The sequence below is a fragment of the Saccharospirillum mangrovi genome (genome assembly GCF_003367315.1).
GTDB lineage: Bacteria > Pseudomonadota > Gammaproteobacteria > Pseudomonadales > Natronospirillaceae > Saccharospirillum > Saccharospirillum mangrovi.
Genome location: NZ_CP031415.1, coordinates 3423510 through 3441538 on the forward strand (window position 1 = coordinate 3423510; position 18029 = coordinate 3441538).

The window sequence follows — 18029 nt, forward strand, 5'->3', positions numbered from 1 at the left end:
GCAGGATGCGCTGTGGGCGTCTAAGGAGTGTTTATGTCCACTTGGTTGAACTACGTTCAGGACATTCAATTCATGCCGCACGGCATGTGTTTTTTATGGCGACCGGATTTATTGTTTTTACACGCCGGTTCCGATCTGCTGATTGCACTGTCCTACTACTCCATTCCGCTGGCGTTACTGATGTTGTGGCGACGCCGACCCAACCTTGAATTCGGTTGGATGTTCAAACTGTTTGCGCTCTTTATTGTCGCCTGCGGCACCACCCATTTGATTACCATCTGGAATATCTGGAACGGCCAGTATTATCTCGAAGGTTTTATCAAACTGGTCACCGCTGCTGTATCGGCCGTTACCGCTGTCATGCTGTGGCCGTTGATTCCCAAATTCCTGGAAATTCCCAGTCCGCTGACGCTGGCACAACAGAACGAAGCGCTAAATGAAGAGATGGCGTTGCGTCATCGCGCCGAACAGGAAATTTTCGCGCTGAATGAATCGCTTGAGCAAACCGTTGCCAAGCGCACCGAAGAATTGGAAAAAGCCAAAAATGCCCTGGAGTCGGAAGTACGGGCTGCCAACCGTATGCGGCAACGACTGGAAAGTATTTTCGAGTCGGCACCGAACGGCATGATTGTGGTGTCGCCCAGCGGCGAAATTTTGCAATCCAACGCTACAGCCAACAACATTTTCCGCTACGACGATTTAATCGGCCGCAGTGTAGAAGAACTGGTACCGCGTAACGACCGCCCCGACCATCGCCTGCGCCGCGCGCATTACAGTGCGACGCCGGTTAAACGGATGATGGGTGACCGTCAGGATTTATTCGGTTTGCGTCAGGACGGAACCGCCGTGCCGGTGGAAATCGGATTGAACCCGGTCAGTGGCAGCGAAGGTCGTGAAATCATTGCGTCCATTGTCGATGTCAGTGAACGACGCCGCTACGAACAACGCATTAAACAACACAACGCGGCACTGGAACGGTCCAACAAAGAACTGGAAGAATTCGCGTTTATTGCCTCGCACGATCTGCGCGAGCCGTTGCGGAAAATCATTTCGTTCTCACGTCTGTTAATGAGCGAAGATTACGGCAACTTCACCGAAGAGGGTGAAGAGTTCACGCATTACATCGTCGGAGCAGCCGAACGGATGCGAGAGCTTTTGGACAGTCTGTTGTCGTACAGCCGGGTAACTTCGCACGGCCGTACTTTTACCGAAACCAACCTGGCCGATCTGGTCGAACAGATTGAGGCTGACCTTCAACTCACCATCGAAGAAACTCAAGCCACTTTGATCGTCGGCGAACTGGGTACGCTGGACGCCGATAGCAGTCAGTTGCGACAACTGCTGCAAAACCTGATTAGCAATGCCCTGAAATACCGCCATAAAGAACGCGCCCCGGAAGTACAAATCGAAGGTGAAAGCCTGTCGACGGATCGTTACCGCATCACCATCAGCGACAACGGCATTGGTTTTGACCCACGCTATAACGAGCAGATTTTTGAAGTCTTCAAGCGTCTGCACGGCCGCTCGGAATACCCCGGCACCGGCATGGGCTTAGCGATTTGCCGCAAGATCGTTGATCGACACGGCGGCACTATCATTGCGAGCGGACGCGACCAGGAAGGTGCTGTCTTCGTTATCGAATTACCGATCCGGCAACAACCGGTGGAGGCCTCCAATGACGGCTGAGACGAAGCGAACACTGGTGATGGTCGATGACGACCCGGAAGATATTTTGCTGGTAAAAACGGCGGTCCGCCGTGCTGACTTACCGCTGGAAGTGGTCAGTATCTACGACGGCGATGCCTTGTTCGCCTATCTCGAGCAAGGCAATTTTCCAACGGACGTTTCACCTTCAACGCCGCCACTGATTATTTTTCTCGATCTGAATATGCCCAGGCTCGACGGCCGCAAATGTCTGGAACGATTAAAAAACAATCCAGACTGGGCTGAGCTGCCCATCCTTGTTTTCTCCACGTCGGAAGCACCGGACGACATTCGCCGTTGTTACGAATTAAGTGCCAACTCCTACATTTGCAAACCGGACGACCCGCAAGCGTTGGATAAAATTCTCAGCACTGTTTATCGCTATTGGTTTGGCGAAGTGAGGTCGGACGTATGACAGTCGATTTCAAAAAATCCATCCGTACCCTGGTGGTCGAAGACGACAGCCAGGACTTTTTATTGATCAAAACGGCCTTGCGCAACAGCGATCGCGCGGATTATCAAGTACGTCATCTGACCACTTTGGCACAGGCGACCGACGCCCTTGTTGATGGCGATTTTGACATCTTGTTGCTGGATTATTTTTTAGGTGAACATTCGGGCCTGGATGTATTGAATCAGGCCCGCGAAATTCACTGCACCAAGCCGATTGTTGTGATGACCGGCACCAACGCGCCGGAACTGGACGACATGTTGATGAAGCAAGGCGCGGCCGATTTCATTCCCAAAGACGATCTCAGCACCGCCTTTCTGGATCGCACAATTCGTCACGCCTTGGAGCGAAAATCGGCTGAGCTGGAAATTGCCGAGTTAGTGCGTCGCGACCATTTAACCGGCCTGGGAAACCGAGTGTTGTTTGAAGAACACATGGAGTTGGCAATCGCTCGGGCATCGCGCAGCAGCAGCCAGTTGGCGGTACTGTTTATGGACCTGGATCGGTTTAAAGACGTCAACGACAGCCTGGGTCATCACATCGGCGATTTGCTGTTAACGCTGGTGGGCGACCGGCTGAAACGCTCGGTGCGTAAAAGTGATTTTGTTGCGCGCATCGGTGGCGACGAATTCACGGTTTTGCTCGATGGCATTAATTCCCCCGAAGACGTCAGCCAGATTGTGGAACACATCTGCAAAGAGGTATGCCGGCCGGCACCGGTCAGCAATACAACGCTCGATGTATCGGTCAGCATCGGTGTTGCCCTGTATCCGGAAAATGGTGAATTACCAATTGAATTAATGCAAAAGGCCGACATGGCGTTGTATGAATCGAAGGCTTTAGGCCCAGGGCATTACCATTTTTTCACCGAGCATTTACAGGCGCGATTGATGCGCGGTCTGGAACTGGAAAAGGCGTTGCGTGACGCCTTGGCCGATAACGAATTCGAACTGTTTTTCCAACCGCAAATTGACATCGACTCACAACAAATCGCCGGCTTGGAGGCGTTGATCCGCTGGCGACGCAGCGATGGCGAACTGGTGTCGCCGGACGAATTTATTCCCGTTGCGGTGCGTTGTGGATTGATCGTGCCCATCGGTCAATGGGTGATTGAAACCGCCTGTTCGATCATCAGCCGTTGGCGAAAAGCCGGCATTCGAGTGCCGATGTCGATCAACGTGTCGCCACGACAATTGAAGTTCAATGGCTTTGTCGACCACTTGCTCGACTGCGTCCGGCACCATGAACTGGCTCCGGGTGATCTGGAAATTGAACTTACCGAAGAGGTGTTTATCGACAGCGGTGTGTCGTACCGACAGATGATGCAGAAGATCAAAGACGCCGGCGTGCGCATTGCCATTGACGATTTTGGCACCGGCTATTCATCGATGCGCTATTTGCGCGATCTGCCGCTGGACCGCATCAAGATCGACCGCAGCTTTGTCAGTGGCAATGGCGAAGCGTCACTGTCGGAACCGGCCATCACTCAATCCATTTTGTCGCTGGCGCACGGCCTGCATCTGGAAGTTGTCGCCGAGGGTGTGGAAACCAATGAACAGGTGAATTTGCTTTGTCAGCAAGGTTGCCGGTATTTTCAGGGTTACCACTTCTACCGACCCATGCCATTGGCGGAACTCGAGCCCCGGCTGTCGAACCACTGAGCGACTTGTGTCATGCCCGCTTTCCGTCATCGCCATCTGCTGTTGCTGACTGAGGACGTTGCTCTGGCGCAGCATATTGAGCAAGCGCTGGCGGGTTACCAACTCAATCATCTTCTGCATACCTTCACCGATATGCACCAGTATCAGGCGTCGGCCTTAGGCCCCGGCGTGGAAGCCAAGCCGATGGCACGCATCGACCTGTGCTTGATTGCCTACCTGGGTGACAGCGAGCGCTGCCGCCGCACCGTGGAAGAATTGCGGCTTTTACCCCGCTGGCGCAGCGTGCCACTGGTGATATTGATGGAAGGCGACAACCCGACACAACGTCGGTTGTTGTACCAGTTTGGCGCCAACTCAGTGTTGCGCTTCCCGCTGCGTTTTGACGGCCTGCGCGAGCTGATTCGTACCATGGACAATTACTGGTTCGACGTCGTCACCCTGCCACCCGCTTCCCATCTCGAATAAGGTTACGTTTAGCACTGAAACGGCGCAGTTGCTGAGGTATGCTTCGCCGCTGTGTTTACCTTCTGGAAGAGCATTATGTCGATTGTGAAAGCGCTGGGTCTGAGCACCCTGTTGGCTGTTCTGGTTCTGACCGGTTGCAGCAGCAACCCAACGATTGCCCCTTATATGGGCGAAGACGAAGGCATGTTGGTGTTCAGCACAGACATCATTGTGCGCGGCGAAGCCGAGCTGGAATACAACTACATCTTCAGCACGGAAAACCTGGCGACCGGTGAAATCTTCCGTCAGCGCATGACGGTGGACGAAGGCCGCACCTACGCCGTTGTGGGCCGTTTGCCTGCGGGCGACTACCGCTTTGTGAAGCGTGAAGACATCCGTCGCGATGGTCGTGGCATTCGCCTGGAAGACATCAGTGGTGAATTCAGCGTGGCCGCCGGCGAAATTACACTGCCAAAGCACATCATGGTGAATAAGTCGGTGCTGACGCGCTCGGTTGAGATCACCGATTTGAGCGACAGCGAAGCGCGCATCCTGTTCGACCTGCAACTGGCCGACAACGACGACTTCCGAGGCTGGCGTTTCCACGGCGCCAACTAACTGACGCCCTAACCACTCCACACCTTCGGTCAAGCCTGGGTAAACGCCCCGCCCAGGCGGGGCTGAGCGCTTGCAGCCCACGCCAAATGTTATATGGTAACGCCTGAATTTCTTGGCGGGTTGCTCCTTATGTTGCATCGTTTTCCCTTCACCGTTCTGGCACTCAGCGCAGCCCTGCTCAGCGGCTGCAAATCCTCCGACGACTCGGTTTCAGCCAGCATCAAAGCCCAGGCCAACGAACCGGCGGTTGGCACCACGGTATCGCAACTTACTGCGGACGAATCGGAGTTGGAACCCACCGAAACCATCGAGCCCGTGCTCAATGCTGAAGATCTGGCCTACCGGGAACTGACCTGGGACGACCTGCTGCCGCCGGATTTCGACTTCCAGACCATTCGCGATCAAATCGATTTAAGCAGTTACAACATCCAATCCATGGACGACAGCGACCCCGACGCCCAGCGGCTGTTTGCCGACTTGCAGGACGCCATGTCAAAAGTGCCAATGGTGACCGAGCTGAACGGTCAGGACACCCGTCTGCCGGGCTTTCTGGTGCCACTGGAAAACGCCGGCGACTTAGTGAGCGAATTCTTCCTGGTACCGTATTACGGTGCCTGCATTCACACGCCGCCGCCGCCAGCGAACCAGATTGTGCACGTGGTGCTCGATGAAGGCGTGCCGTTCGACAACCTGTTCGAACCCTACTGGGCCGAAGGCACGCTCACCGTTGCCAAGACTGAAACCGACATCGGCACCGCTGGTTATCGGTTCGAAGCGGCGCACATTCGTCCTTACGAGTGATTCGCCTCGGCCAGCACTAACTGCTGGTAGTAGTGGTCGCGTATGCCTTGTGAGGCTTCGGCCAGCAGGGCCGAATCGACCTGACCTTCGCTGAAAAAGCGATACGCATCGATGCCCTGGAAGGCGAACAAATCGACCCCGCTGAGCACCGCCGAACCCGCCAATTTTGCCGCTTTCAGCAATTCGGTGTGCGCCGGAATGTAGACCGCATCGAACACCCAGTGGTCGGCCCGCAACGGCGCCGGGTCAACCGGACAGCCCGGATGATTGCGGTGACCCACCGGCGTGCAGTTGACCAGGCCGGAACAAAGCGTCAGCGCAGCCTGTCCTTCCGCTGCGCTGACGAAACGAGCGACAATGCCCAAACCTATTAAATGTGCCGCCAAGGCTTCGCCGCGTTCGGCGTCGCGCTCAACAATCAGCAATTCCTTCACGCCCAATTCACCCAGACCGCACGCCACCGCCCGGCCGACGCCGCCGGCCCCAACCAGCAATACCCGGCCAACCGGGCGCTCGCCAAAGTTGTATCGGTATGCGCTGACAAAGCCGGTGTAGTCGGTGTTCTCGGCGCGAATGCCGCCGTTTTCAAACAACAGCGTATTGGCCGAACCGACGCGTTGCGCGCCTTCGCCGGCGCGGTCTGCTAGGCGCAACGCTGCTTCTTTGAACGGAAAGGTGACGTTAACGCCGCGATAACCGGCATCGCGCACCCGTTGCACGGTGGTCACAAAATCAAAGTTCGGTTGTTCCAGTGCATCGATCAATTGATAGCTCGTGTCGATGCCCACCAGCCGGCCCAGCCGCTGGTGCAAATCGGGTGATTTGGATTGGCCGATGCCTTCTCCAATCAGTCCCAACGTCAGACTCATTGCAGTTCCTCATTCATGGATGCGCGCTCGGCGCGGCGCTGAGCCGCCACCCGGACATAGGCGTTGGGCGCACCCAGCCCGAGGTAGCCGTCGCGCTGGACGATTTCAAAAAAGAAGGTGTCGTGAATCGGCTGGGTGTAGAGCTGCCAGTAGCGGCCGCCATCGTCCTCGTCGTAGAGAATGTTCAGCCGTTGCAGATCGGCCAGGGTGTCGTCGTCGAGATCAAAACGCGCCTGCAGATCACGGTAATAGTTATCGGGAATGTCCAGCAGCGGCAGCTTGGCCGCCTGCAAGCGTTCGGCGCTGGCGATGATGTCGCGACTGGCGAGCGCTATGTGTTGCACACCGGAACCGCCTTGCTTGCGCAGGAACTTATTGCTGGTGGTATCGGGCGAAGCGCTGGCGTTGATCGCCAGTCGGAAATCGCCGCCGGCGCTGTGCAGCACTTGCGACTGAATCAAACCGCGCGGGTCGGCGACATCGAACGAGGCCGTGGTCGCCAGTTGAAACAGCGCCCGGTATTGCAACAGCAACGACAGATAATCGTGGTACGACAACGACAAACTCAGATGGTCGAACCCGGTCAGCAAACCGGCTTGCGGTGCTTGCGCGCTTAGGCTGAATTCGGTGTCCCAGATGCGGCTCGCCAGCGGCGCATCGACCAGATAAGCCAGCGAACCCTCGGTGCTGTCGAGCGCCGTCATACCGTGGCTGGTGGTCTTCCCCGGTTCAATCAACGGATAGCCCAACTGACGCGCGCGCTGAATGGTTTCGTAGCTGTTGTTGATGCGCAGGCCGAAGGCGCCGGCGGCGGTCTGACGGCCACCGTGAAAACGCTCGGCGAAATCGCGTTCGGTGTTCAGTACCAGATTGACGCCTTCGACGCCCCAACGTTCGGCCGCTTTGGTCGGATGCTTGCCCAGCGGTTCCAAACCGAGCGCGCGGCAGGTGTCGCGCAGGCCATCGATCTTGTCGTCGGTGGTGACGATTTCGATGAATTCGACCGCGCTGATCGGCTGCTCGTCCGGCACCTCGGTTTTGCCGGCCATGGTTTCCAGCAGACGATACGAATGCAGGCCGTCGCGCGCGGTCTGGCGGCTGCGGCCGGTGCGGAACACGTCGTTGAAAATTTCGTGCGACAGCGGGCCGTCGTAACGGGTTTCGGCCAGCGCCGCCATAAAATCGCGCATCTGCAATTCGCCCTGGCCGGGGAAACAGCGGTAATGACGGCTCCAACTCAGATGGTCCATCGACAGCCGTGGCGCGTCGGCGGTTTGCACCAGAAAAATCCGGTCGCCGGGAATGCCGGCCAAGGTGCCCAGTTCGGTGCCGCGCGAGAAAATGTGAAAGGTATCGAGCACCAGACCGACCGCCGGATGATCGGCGCGACGCACCACTTCCCAACTGTCGCGGTAATCGTGAATGTGTCGGCCCCAGGCGAGTGCTTCGAAGGCGACGCGCAGGCCGCGTTTGGCGGCGCGTTCACCGAGTTCGCGGTAATCGTCCGCTGCGCGGGCGATGCCCGGCAAGGCGCGCGGGTGCACCGAGCTGCAGGCCATCAGCAAGTCGGTGCCGAGTTCTTCCATTAAATCGAACTTGCGTTCGGCGCGGTCGAAAGCGCGGCGGCGGTCGTCGCCTGCCAGGCCTTCGAAGTCGCGGAACGGTTGCAGCGTGACCAGTTTCAGGCCGCGCTCGCGAATCAGTTCGCCGACTTCCCGGGCGCTGCCATCGAAAGCCGTTAAATCGTTCTCGAACAGTTCCACGCCCTCAAAACCGGCGCGGGCGATGGCGTCGAGTTTTTCCGGCAAGGCACCGCTGAGGCAGACGGTGGCAATGGACGGAAACATCTCAGTGCCGCTCCTGCTTCAACTGACGGTTCAGATAGGTGTTGGCGTGATCGCTCAGCAACGCCAGACATTTTGCTTTGTCGCGCGCCAAAGCAGCTTCGCCAATCGCCAGATGTTCGGCGATGATTTCGCGGCCACGAAACCCCTGAGTTTTCAGTTCGCGCACCACGTACTGGCGGTATTTGATGAACAAATCCTGGTAGGTGCGGATCATCAGTTTGGAGCCGCAGGCGCTCATCAATGCCAGGTGAAATTCCTGGTCGTAGCGCGTCCAGAGTTCGACGCTGGCATCGTTGTTCAACAGCGCTTCTTCGGTGCGGTTCAGCTTGCGCATGGCGGCGGCAACCCGGCCTTCCCATTCCAGATCGCCGACGTCAATCGAGCGGCCGACGGCTTCGGCTTCAAGCAAATTACGCATGTAGGCCAGGTCTTTCAGTTCATCCAGACCGGCGGGCGCGACGCGAAACCCTTTCTGATCTTCGGCGATCACCAGACCTTCGACACTCAGCCGCACCAAGGCTTCGCGGATGGCGTTCTGGCCGGCGGAAAAGTCGCGTTTCAACAAATCGATTTTCAATTTCTGACCCGGCTCGTAGCTGCCGTAAATCAGCGCGTTGCGCAGTTGCTCGTAGAGCGGCAAATCTTCGTCGATGTGCAAAGTCAGTTCGGTCATCTCGGTATTCCTCACACTTAATAGCCCGCCAGACGCGGCAGGAAAGTGACCAGATCGGGCACAAACACAATCACCATTAACACCAGAATTTCGACCAGCAACATCGGCCATAAATGGCGAATGATGGCGGCCATGCCGGTGCGGGCGATGGCGTCGGATACAAACAAACAGAGGCCTAACGGCGGCGTGATCAAACCAATCATCAGGTTGAACACCACGACGATGGCAAAGTGCAACGGATCGATGCCCAGGCCAACGGCAATCGGATGCAGAATCGGCACCAACACCAGAATGGCGGCGATGCCTTCCAAAAACAGACCAACCACCAGCAGCAACAACATGACTGCCAGCAGGAAGGTCCATTGCGCATCGACCGTCGCCAGCGCCCATTCGGTAATCAGGTTGGGCACGCGGTTAAAGGTGAGCACCCAGTTGGCGGCGGAAACCGCGCCCATAATGATCATGATCACGGCGCTGTCGCGCATGGCGCGCGAGAAAATACGCGGCAAAGTGCTGATCGCAATCGAGCGGTAAAACACCACGCCGACAATCAGCGCGTAGACCACGGCGAACGATGCCGCTTCGGTTGGTGTCACCAACCCCGCCAGAATCGAGCCAACGACAAACACCGGCATAAACACGGGCACCAGACCGCTCAACACCGCCTTGCGACGCGAGCCGGTTTGCAAACTGGTGCTCGCGCCGATTTTGCCAGCGAACAGCCAGACGTAAATCGACAACCCCAGCGCCAGCAACAAGCCCGGCACAATGCCCGCCATAAACAGGCCCGGCACCGATACGCCGGTCACCGTCAGCGCATAAATAATGATCGGAATACTGGGCGGAATGATCGGGCCGATGACCGACGAGGCAGCAGTTAACGCCGCCGCAAACGCACGCGGATAACCTTCTTTTTCCATCGACGGAATAAAGACGCGACCGAGTGTTGAAGTATCGGCAATGGCCGAACCGGAAAGCCCGGCGAAAATCACCGACGCCCAGATATTCACCTGCGCCAGACCGGCTTTCATCCGGCCGACCAAAGCGTTCGCCAGATCAATAATGCGCCGGGTAATGCCGGCTTCGTTCATCAGCTCGCCCGCCAGAATAAACAGCGGCACGGCCAGCAACGGAAAAGAATTCAGGCCCGCAAACGTTTGCTGGGCAACGATGCGAATGTGATACGGAAAATCCCCGGTCAGCATCAGATACATCAGCGCCGCCAGAATGGCGAACGCGAACGGCACGCCGAGCAACAGCGTCAGAATCAGGATGGCGTAAGTCATTCCGTCACCGCCTTCTGCTCAACAAAGCGCCACAGCCCCATGGTCAGTGCCGACAGCGACAGCAAGACGCCGCCCATCAACACCGCCGACTGAAACACGCCCATCGGAATGCCGGTACTGGGCGACAAACGCCCGCCGCGACTGGACATAAATTCAAACGCCGACCAGGCGAGGCCGATACCGACGGCCAACACCAAAACGTCAATCAACACACGATGGCCTTTGTGCCAGCGTTTGGGCACCAGACTGGTGGCAAATTGGAAACGGACGTGACCGTCCTGCAAATACGCCAGCGCCATGCCGAACATGATGCCGAAAATCATCGCGAAGACGGCGACGTCTTCACCCCAAACAATGGATTTACCGGCGCTGTAGCGCCAGGTGGCGTTGGCGAAAACGATGCCGAACACCACCAGCATCATCAGGCCGGCGCCGAACGCATTGATGCGCATCAGCCAGCGCCGCACGGCAGATAAAACGGTCAACATGAGTCAGACATTCCAGGCAATAACGAGCAGGCAGTAAGACAAGGGCCGCCGTGCATGGCAAGCGGCCCGGACAGCGTCAAGCAATCAATTGGCCTGAGCGGCGTCAACCGCATCGGCCAGACGATCGATCCAGACCGCGTCGCTGCCCAACTGCTCGCGCAGATAGGCCTGTACCGCCGGCTGTGCCGCCGCGCGGAATTTCTCCATCTGCGCGGCGCTCGGCTGAGTGATGGTCATGCCTTCGGCGGCCAGTTTGGCGATGCCTTCGGCAGAGCCGAATTGCTGAATCGCCCGGCCGGTGGTGCCGGCAACAATGGCAGCGCGCTGAACGGCCGCGCGTTCTTCAGCACTCAGCGATTGGAACAGTTCTTCGTTGATCAGAATGTGGTCAACGCCATAAACGTGGCGGTCGAGCGTCAGGTATTTCTGGAACTCGAAGAAGTTATTGGCGTAGATCACCGAGATCGGGTTTTCCTGGCCGTCGACCACACCGGTCGCCAGCGCCGTCGGCACTTCACCCCAGGCAATGCCCTGCGGCTCGGCGCCCAGGCCACGCACCATTTCCAGGTACAGCGGAATGGTCTGGACACGGAATTTCAGACCGGACATATCGGCCGGTTCGGCGATCGGACGCACCGAGTTGGTGAAGTTGCGGAAGCCGGTTTCGCCATACGCCAGCGTACGCAGGCCGGTTTCTTCCAGGCAGTGTGCGGCCAGCGCTGTACCGAATTCGCCGTCCATCACTTCCCAGGCCAACGGCGCGTTCGGGAAGGTGTAGGGAATGTCGGTGACCGAGGCGGCCGGGCAGAAGTTGGCGTAGGCGCCAGAGACCATGGCGATGCTGATGCTGCCATCCTGGGCGCCTTCAATCAGTTCGGTTTCACCACCGAGTGAACCGGCCGGGTACAGCTCGACGGTCAGATCGGTTTCGGCTTCCACCAGGTTTTTGAACACCAGACTGGCCGCGCCTTTTTTGGACGATGTCCAGTCAGCAGGGTCAACGTGAGCAAAACGCAGCGTTTGAGCGGAGGCCGAGGCAACGGCCGTCAGTGCAATGGCCGCAACGGCGGCTTGAGCGGAAATGCGGGTCATTGTTGTTGTCCTCTTATTGTATGGATTCGTCATTTCGCGAGGCGAACGCTAGACAGTTTTGCCACTCAGTTCAATAACATTCCTCATTTTTAAAAATGAGGGATATTTTTAATTTCCCCTTGGCGTGCCTGTTTTTAACAAAGCGTTACGCTAGACTGCGACGCGCTGCCGCCTGCCTGCGGCGGCGAATTCACCACTGTGCCGCTGCCGTGGAGCCACCATGTTTGCTGTGTTACCCATCATCAGCCCGATCTTCATTGTTATTGCCATTGGCTTTGCGGCAGTCAAAACCGAGCTGCTGCCGAAAAGCGCTGTTCCGGGCATGGGACGCTTCGTTCTCTACTTCTGTTTACCGGCACTGATTTTCTCGACGCTGGCGCACACGCCGATTCGTCAGGTGCTCGATCCTCTCTATCTGATCGCCTACGGCGGCGGTTCGTTACTGGCGTTCGGGCTGATCTTCGCCATCAGCCGGCTGTTTGGCAGCCAGACGCCGGCGGCGACGTTGAATGCGTTGGGCAGCGCCATCTGCAACTCAGCCTTTATTGGTTATCCGGTGCTGTTGCAGGTGTTTGGCACATTGCCGGCGGCGGCCTTCACCATGACGTTGCTGGTGGAAAATCTGCTGATCATGCCGCTGACGCTGATGCTGCTGGAACTGAACCGCGCCATCGCCGAAGGCGGCTCGACTCGCCAGGTGCTGGTCAACTTTGTGCGCCGCCTGTTCACCCAACCGATTCTGCTCGGCATTCTCGCCGGCCTGTTGTTTGGGCTGACCGGCTGGACGCTGCCGGGTGTTATCGACCGCAGTCTGGAATTTCTGTCGCACGCGGCGGCTGGGGTGGCGCTGTTTGTGATCGGCGGTTCGCTGGTCGGCACTCAGATCAAAGGCGACCGCCGCGCCATCGCCTTTATCACGCTGGCGAAACTGGTATTGCACCCGGCCTTGGTGGCGCTGGTGGTGTGGTGGCTGCCGCCGTTTGATGCGCAATTGCAGACCATCGCCATTCTGGCGGCGGCAATGCCGATGCTGTCGATCTACCCGGTCCTGGCCGGACATTACCTCGACGCCAGCCGCTACGCGGCCACGCTGGTGGTGGCGACGCTGGGCTCGTTTTTCTCGCTGACCGTGGTGCTGTGGTTGCTGTTCTGACGAAGGCTTGGGTATCGTGGCGGCTCGCTGGGCCGATGAACGGCCGGATAAAGGATTGAGAGGCCGTACCGTCATGGTCGATTTTCGCGACAAACTGTCCCTGGAACGCCCCTACAACCGCAAAGGTGAATCGGGCATCGACGCCCAGGGCGTGCGCACCAAAGGCATTCGTTCGTTCGAAAGCGCGCTGGAAAGCGACCGGGGCCGCATCATTCAATCGGCGGCGGTGCGGCGCTTGCAGCAGAAAACCCAGGTGTTCCCGCTCGAGCGCAACGCGGCGGTCCGGTCGCGGTTAACGCATTCGCTGGAAGTGCAGCAAAACGGCCGTTTTCTGGTGCGCACTGTGTTTGATCGCCTCGGTGCCGACGCTGAAAAGTACGGCCTCGCCGGCCTGGAACGGGCGCTGGAAAGCCTGACCGAAATGGCTTGCCTGATGCACGACATCGGCAACCCGCCGTTCGGCCATTTTGGTGAAGCCGCCATCTCCAACTGGTTCGCGCGCAATCTCAATCAAGTGCCCATTTTTGCAATCGATGCCGAACACGCCGGCGCGCTGATCACCGAGTTGAGTTCGTTCGAAGGCAACGCCCAGGCGATCCGGCTGGTCAGCAACCTGCTCAAGCTGAACCTGACTTACAGCCAGGCCGCCTGCATTTTGAAATACACCCGCCGCGCCAGCGATGAACGACCGGAGCTGGACAATCCGCTGTCGTACCTGAAGAAGAAGCCGGGCTATTACCTGTCGGAACAGCCGTACGTTGAACAGATGCAGCGTGCGCTGAATCTGGAACCGGGACATCGCTATCCGCTGGCGTATCTGATGGAAGCGGCCGACGACATCGCCTACTGCCTGGCCGACATCGAAGACGGCGTTGATAAAGGCATTCTCAGTTTTCGTCAGGTCGCCGACCAATTGCTCGAAGCCTTCACCGAGCACTTACCCATCGACCAGCCGTTTACTGCCTTTAAAGATTCCTACGGCAAAGATCGCTCGTTTCTGTCGCTGATTAATTTCGCGCTGCAACGCGCCGAAGCCGAAGATCTGAACAAGGATCACGAGTTCTTTCTGTGGCTGCGCGTGCAACTGATTCATCCGCTGGTGCAGCACGCGGCGCAAGCGTTTGTCGACAACATCGAGGCGGTGTATCACGGCACGCTGAACCGGGCGTTGCTGGAAGACGATTCGCCATGCCATGCCGTGATCGAAACCTTCAAAACGGTGGCGGCGCGGTCGATTTTCTCGGTGCCGGAAGTCGAGACGCTGGAGTTGCAGGGCTACACCATCATCAACGGCCTGCTCGACCATTACCGGCCGCTGCTGACATTGCCGATGGCCGATTTCGACCGGCTGTGCAACGGCGACCGCAAGGGCCTGCTGGTCGAAGCCCTGCTGTTCAAACGCCTGCCCAACAAACACGTAAAGGCGTATCACCAGTTGCGCCAACAGCCGCAAACCGAAGCTGAACTCTGGGAAGCCTACTGCCGCTGCCGACTGTTGCAGGACATGGTCAGCGGTATGACCGATCAGTTCGCGCTGGAGGAATACCAGACTCTATCGGTGATCTGATTCGTGCCGCGCCTATGGCTGTGCTAGGCTGCGCGCGTGTTTTGACTCACCGAGGCCCAGACGCCCATGAACTAAGCCTGCTCATTCCCGCTCTCGTCCGGTTTTTAACCGGTGGTGTGTGATGACAGGTCGCGTTGGCGTCGCCTTTCTTAGTTCGGACTTTTTCCAAAGTTCCCCTGTTGCGTTGGCTCGCGATCTGTCGCTTTTGACAGGAAACGCTGATGCCTACTCAAACGACTTCTACAACAAACGCGACCGTACTCGGTCACCTTCATCAACTGACGTTGAGCTTCGATGGCGAACCGCTGTTTGCCGATTTATCGGCGAGTTTCCAGCCTGGTCTGACCGGCTTGGTCGGCCGCAACGGCCAGGGCAAATCGGTATTGATGTCGGTATTGGCCGGTGTGCGAGCGCCTACTTCCGGCCGCGTGCATTGGTCGGTACCGATTCAATGGCTCGATCAGTTGGATCGCCTCGACGGCCCGCGCCTGGCCGATGCGCTTGGCGTCAGTGAATTGTTCGACACCTTCGCTCGTGTCGACGCTGGCAAAGGCAGCCCGGACGATCTGGATCGCCTTGCCGACCGCTGGCTCAAGCCGGCGCAGTGGCAGGCCGTGCTCGACCGCGCCGGCTTGAGCCAGTCGCTCGACGCGCCGATCGAGCAACTCAGTGGCGGCGAACGCACGCGGCTGGCGCTGTGCCGACTGTTGCTGCATCCGGACCATTATTTGCTGCTCGACGAACCGACCAACCACCTCGACGCCGATGGTCGCACCTGGCTGATGGACGCGCTGGCGCAGCATCCCGGCGGCGCGCTGATCGTCAGCCACGACCGCAGCTTGCTGCGCCGGGTGTCGCGCATTCTGGAACTGAGCCCACAAGGCCTGACCGAATTCGGCGGCAACGTCGATCACTACCAGCAACAACGCGATCTCGCCCAGCAAGCCGCCGAAGCGCGGGCCGAACGTCTGGCTGCCGAGCAAAAACAACTGCAACGCGCGCAACAGGCAGAACTGCAAAAGGCTGCGCAACGCCGTCGCCAGGGCGAGCAACAGCGCAAAGGCCGGCAGCCAGAGCACGCTGTTACTCGATGCGCGCAAGAACCGGGCTGAGGCCGGTCTGGGTGCACTCAAACGCCGCCAAAGTGAACGCCGCGATCAACTCGACCAGCAACTGGACGATGCCAAAGCCGAGGTAGAACGCATTCAACCGCAACGCGTGACGCTCGGTAACCAGCGTGCCGACGGTCGCATCCGTTTGCTGTTGAGCGAGCTGCAACTGCCGTTTGGCGCAAGCGAACCGATTTCGCTGACGGTGCATGGCGGTGAGCGTTGGCATCTGGCCGGGCGCAACGGCAGCGGCAAATCGACGCTGCTGAAAATCATCGCCGGCCAGGAAAAAGAGGCGGGCGGCGAGTGCCAGGTGCACGGTTCGGTGTGTTATCTCGATCAGCATTTTTCGCTGCTCGACCCGGCGCAGTCGGCGACCGACAACCTGCGCCGGTTGCACCCGCAACGCAGCGAAAGCGAATTGCGCACGCGCCTGGCCGGGCTGCGTTTGCGTCGCGACGATGCTTTGCGGCCGGTCGGCCAACTGAGCGGTGGTGAACGCTTGAAAGTGGCGTTGCTGGCGGTGACTTCAGCGCCACAGCCGCCGGATTTGTTGCTGCTCGACGAACCGGACAACCATCTGGATCTGGATTCGCGCTTGCTGCTGGAACGGGCACTGGCCGACTACGGCGGCACCTTGCTGGTGGTGTCGCACGACGCCGATTTCATAGCAGCGCTGCGACTTGATCATCGTCTGGTGTTGGGTTCGCCAGCGGTCGGCTGAGTTCGCGCAGCATCGACAAAAACAGTTGCTGCGTCGGCGTCGGCCGCCAGTCGGTGCGGGTGGTGATGCCGATCGGCCGTTCGGTGACCGGCAGTTGGGTATCGAGCACCGTCAAAATGCCCTCTTCGATTTCGTGTTGCACCTGATGCGAGGAAATAAACGTCAGGCGGTCGGAATCGGTGAGCAGTTCGCGGATCACAATCTGCGAACTGCACTCGACAACGCCGCGCAACACCGACGGGTCAAGCCGCGTCACCACCTGATCGAACAAACCTCGCGCCGGTGTGCCCGGCCGCGGCACCACCCAGCCGTAACCGTGCAGATCATCAAGCGTGAGTTGCGTACGCTGCACCAGCGGATGGCCGGAGCGAGCCACCACGGAAATGGAGGTGATGAACAGTTGTTCCTGGCGGATATCCGGGCTTGGCGTCGGGTCGCGCAGCGCGCCGATCAGCATGTCTAGTTCGCCGTGCAGCAGGCGGCCGAGCAAATCGTCGTAAGCGCCTTCGATAACGCCAACGTTGACGTCCGGTTTGAACTGCGCCATCTGGTTAATGGTGGCCGGCACCACGTAGGTTCGCGCCAGTGGCATACAGCCGATCTGAATCGTACCGGCGTCGGCGCCTTCGAGTTCGCGCAATTCGTCGATGCCCTGGTCGACTTCTTTCATTGCCAGCCGCGCCGCCCGCGCCAATCGCAATGCCGCCCGCGTCAGGCTGATACCAACGCTGGTTTTCTCGAACAGCCAGGTGTTGAGCAAGGCTTCCAATTCGCCAGCAGCGCGGTACAACGCCGGCTGCGAAATACCAATCTGGCGCGCAGCGATGGAATAGCTGGTGGCGTTTTGCAAAGCCAATAAAGCGCGTAAATGCGCATTACTGATGAGCGTGTAGGGTTGATGGCCGGTGTTGCGTTCGGCGTCGTCGCGACGCTCGCCGATGCGCACGGCATCACGCGTGCCGGTGCGCAAAAACGCCATGCAGCGGTTCACCCGAGTGGCAAACAATTCGCCGGCGTCGGTCAGAAACATGCCGTTATGGCGACGCAGAAACAGCGTCGTTCCCAGACTGGACTCCAGCTTCCCGATGGCCTGCGTCACCGCCGATTGCGACAGAAATATCTGGTTGGCCGCCGCGCTGACACTGCCGCTAGTTGCCACTTCACTGAAAGCCCTCAAATGGCGCAGATTGGGCAAATGATCCGGCATATGAACGCCTCTATTTAAAACCTAGCCTTTTAATAATGGGCCTCTCAGCCGCGCCCCAAAACTGTACAAAAACTGAATTTATAACAGAAATTAATACCTTCTAAAGGAAAACTAAATGGCTGATTGCCTTGCCTTCGACAATACTGAAGAATCGGAACTGCAGGCGTCGGCAACGAAGGACGAAGTTATGACTGCGTTGGCCTGATCCGGATCGGACGCTTTTTTTGACATCAAGGACAGAGGTCAACCGAACCGATTGACTGTCGCAGCCGTCTTAACGTTTACGGCGCATTCGAAGCTAAGTAGGAGCTTGCTCCTATAACAAGAACAATGAG

17 protein-coding genes are annotated in these 18029 nt (G+C 58.2%); 10 read left to right on the forward strand and 7 right to left on the reverse strand.

Annotation, left to right across the window (positions count from 1 at the left end; translation table 11 throughout):
• The first annotated feature begins 33 nt into the window (after positions 1 to 33).
• From DW349_RS16010 to DW349_RS16035, 6 genes are all read left to right on the forward strand, one after another.
• Positions 34 to 1686, forward strand: coding sequence for a sensor histidine kinase (locus tag DW349_RS16010; RefSeq protein ID WP_108124188.1), 1653 nt, complete (start codon positions 34 to 36; stop codon positions 1684 to 1686).
• Entirely contained in the window at positions 1676 to 2119 is a 444-nt protein-coding gene (locus DW349_RS16015; RefSeq protein ID WP_108124189.1) for a response regulator, read from the forward strand. The genes DW349_RS16010 and DW349_RS16015 overlap by 11 nt, the downstream gene beginning before the upstream one ends.
• Positions 2116 to 3816: a putative bifunctional diguanylate cyclase/phosphodiesterase gene (locus DW349_RS16020; protein WP_108124190.1), complete on the forward strand. Its 1701-nt coding sequence runs from the start codon at positions 2116 to 2118 to the stop codon at positions 3814 to 3816. Before DW349_RS16015 ends, DW349_RS16020 begins: the two co-directional genes overlap by 4 nt.
• A 12-nt stretch (positions 3817 to 3828) precedes the next feature.
• Positions 3829 to 4281, forward strand: a complete 453-nt coding sequence (locus DW349_RS16025; protein WP_108124191.1) for a response regulator — start codon at positions 3829 to 3831, stop codon at positions 4279 to 4281.
• A 75-nt stretch (positions 4282 to 4356) separates the two neighbouring features.
• Positions 4357 to 4878: a hypothetical protein gene (locus tag DW349_RS16030; protein WP_108124192.1), complete on the forward strand. Its 522-nt coding sequence runs from the start codon at positions 4357 to 4359 to the stop codon at positions 4876 to 4878.
• Positions 4879 to 5007: 129 nt separating this feature from the next.
• Complete coding sequence (locus DW349_RS16035) at positions 5008 to 5679, forward strand: DUF3299 domain-containing protein (RefSeq protein WP_157954228.1); 672 nt, start codon at positions 5008 to 5010, stop codon at positions 5677 to 5679.
• On the opposite strand, the gene DW349_RS16040 is transcribed toward DW349_RS16035, so the two are convergent.
• The 6 genes from DW349_RS16040 to DW349_RS16065 form a co-directional block, all read right to left on the reverse strand.
• Positions 5670 to 6548, reverse strand: a complete 879-nt coding sequence (locus tag DW349_RS16040) for a shikimate dehydrogenase family protein (protein ID WP_232819267.1) — start codon at positions 6546 to 6548, stop codon at positions 5670 to 5672. The genes DW349_RS16035 and DW349_RS16040 overlap by 10 nt on opposite strands.
• Positions 6545 to 8395: a bifunctional sugar phosphate isomerase/epimerase/4-hydroxyphenylpyruvate dioxygenase family protein gene (locus tag DW349_RS16045; RefSeq protein ID WP_108124194.1), complete on the reverse strand. Its 1851-nt coding sequence runs from the start codon at positions 8393 to 8395 to the stop codon at positions 6545 to 6547. The genes DW349_RS16040 and DW349_RS16045 overlap by 4 nt, the downstream gene beginning before the upstream one ends.
• Before the next feature lies 1 nt (position 8396).
• Complete coding sequence (locus tag DW349_RS16050) at positions 8397 to 9068, reverse strand: GntR family transcriptional regulator (protein WP_108124195.1); 672 nt, start codon at positions 9066 to 9068, stop codon at positions 8397 to 8399.
• A gap of 17 nt (positions 9069 to 9085) precedes the next feature.
• Positions 9086 to 10354, reverse strand: a complete 1269-nt coding sequence (locus DW349_RS16055) for a TRAP transporter large permease (RefSeq protein ID WP_108124196.1) — start codon at positions 10352 to 10354, stop codon at positions 9086 to 9088.
• On the reverse strand, positions 10351 to 10842 hold the full coding sequence (locus DW349_RS16060) for a TRAP transporter small permease (protein WP_108124197.1): 492 nt from the start codon (positions 10840 to 10842) through the stop codon (positions 10351 to 10353). Before DW349_RS16060 ends, DW349_RS16055 begins: the two co-directional genes overlap by 4 nt.
• 84 nt (positions 10843 to 10926) lie before the next feature.
• Positions 10927 to 11934 (reverse strand): DctP family TRAP transporter solute-binding subunit, encoded by a 1008-nt coding sequence (locus tag DW349_RS16065; RefSeq protein WP_232819268.1) that lies wholly within the window; start codon positions 11932 to 11934, stop codon positions 10927 to 10929.
• Between the two features lie 220 nt (positions 11935 to 12154).
• Between DW349_RS16065 and DW349_RS16070 the strand changes: the two genes are divergently transcribed.
• The 4 genes from DW349_RS16070 (at position 12155) to DW349_RS16085 (ending at position 16487) form a co-directional block, all read left to right on the forward strand.
• Entirely contained in the window at positions 12155 to 13087 is a 933-nt protein-coding gene (locus tag DW349_RS16070) for an AEC family transporter (protein ID WP_108124199.1), read from the forward strand.
• A gap of 16 nt (positions 13088 to 13103) precedes the next feature.
• Entirely contained in the window at positions 13104 to 14654 is a 1551-nt protein-coding gene (gene dgt / locus DW349_RS16075; RefSeq protein ID WP_198650402.1) for a dGTPase, read from the forward strand.
• 221 nt (positions 14655 to 14875) lie between these two features.
• Positions 14876 to 15766: an ATP-binding cassette domain-containing protein gene (locus DW349_RS16080; protein WP_115667155.1), complete on the forward strand. Its 891-nt coding sequence runs from the start codon at positions 14876 to 14878 to the stop codon at positions 15764 to 15766.
• A gap of 106 nt (positions 15767 to 15872) precedes the next feature.
• On the forward strand, positions 15873 to 16487 hold the full coding sequence (locus tag DW349_RS16085) for an ATP-binding cassette domain-containing protein (protein ID WP_162824656.1): 615 nt from the start codon (positions 15873 to 15875) through the stop codon (positions 16485 to 16487).
• On the opposite strand, the gene DW349_RS16090 is transcribed toward DW349_RS16085, so the two are convergent.
• Positions 16429 to 17694, reverse strand: coding sequence for a LysR family transcriptional regulator (locus DW349_RS16090; protein ID WP_108124202.1), 1266 nt, complete (start codon positions 17692 to 17694; stop codon positions 16429 to 16431). The two genes, DW349_RS16085 and DW349_RS16090, sit on opposite strands and share 59 nt — an antisense overlap.
• Between the last annotated feature and the right edge of the window lie 335 nt (positions 17695 to 18029).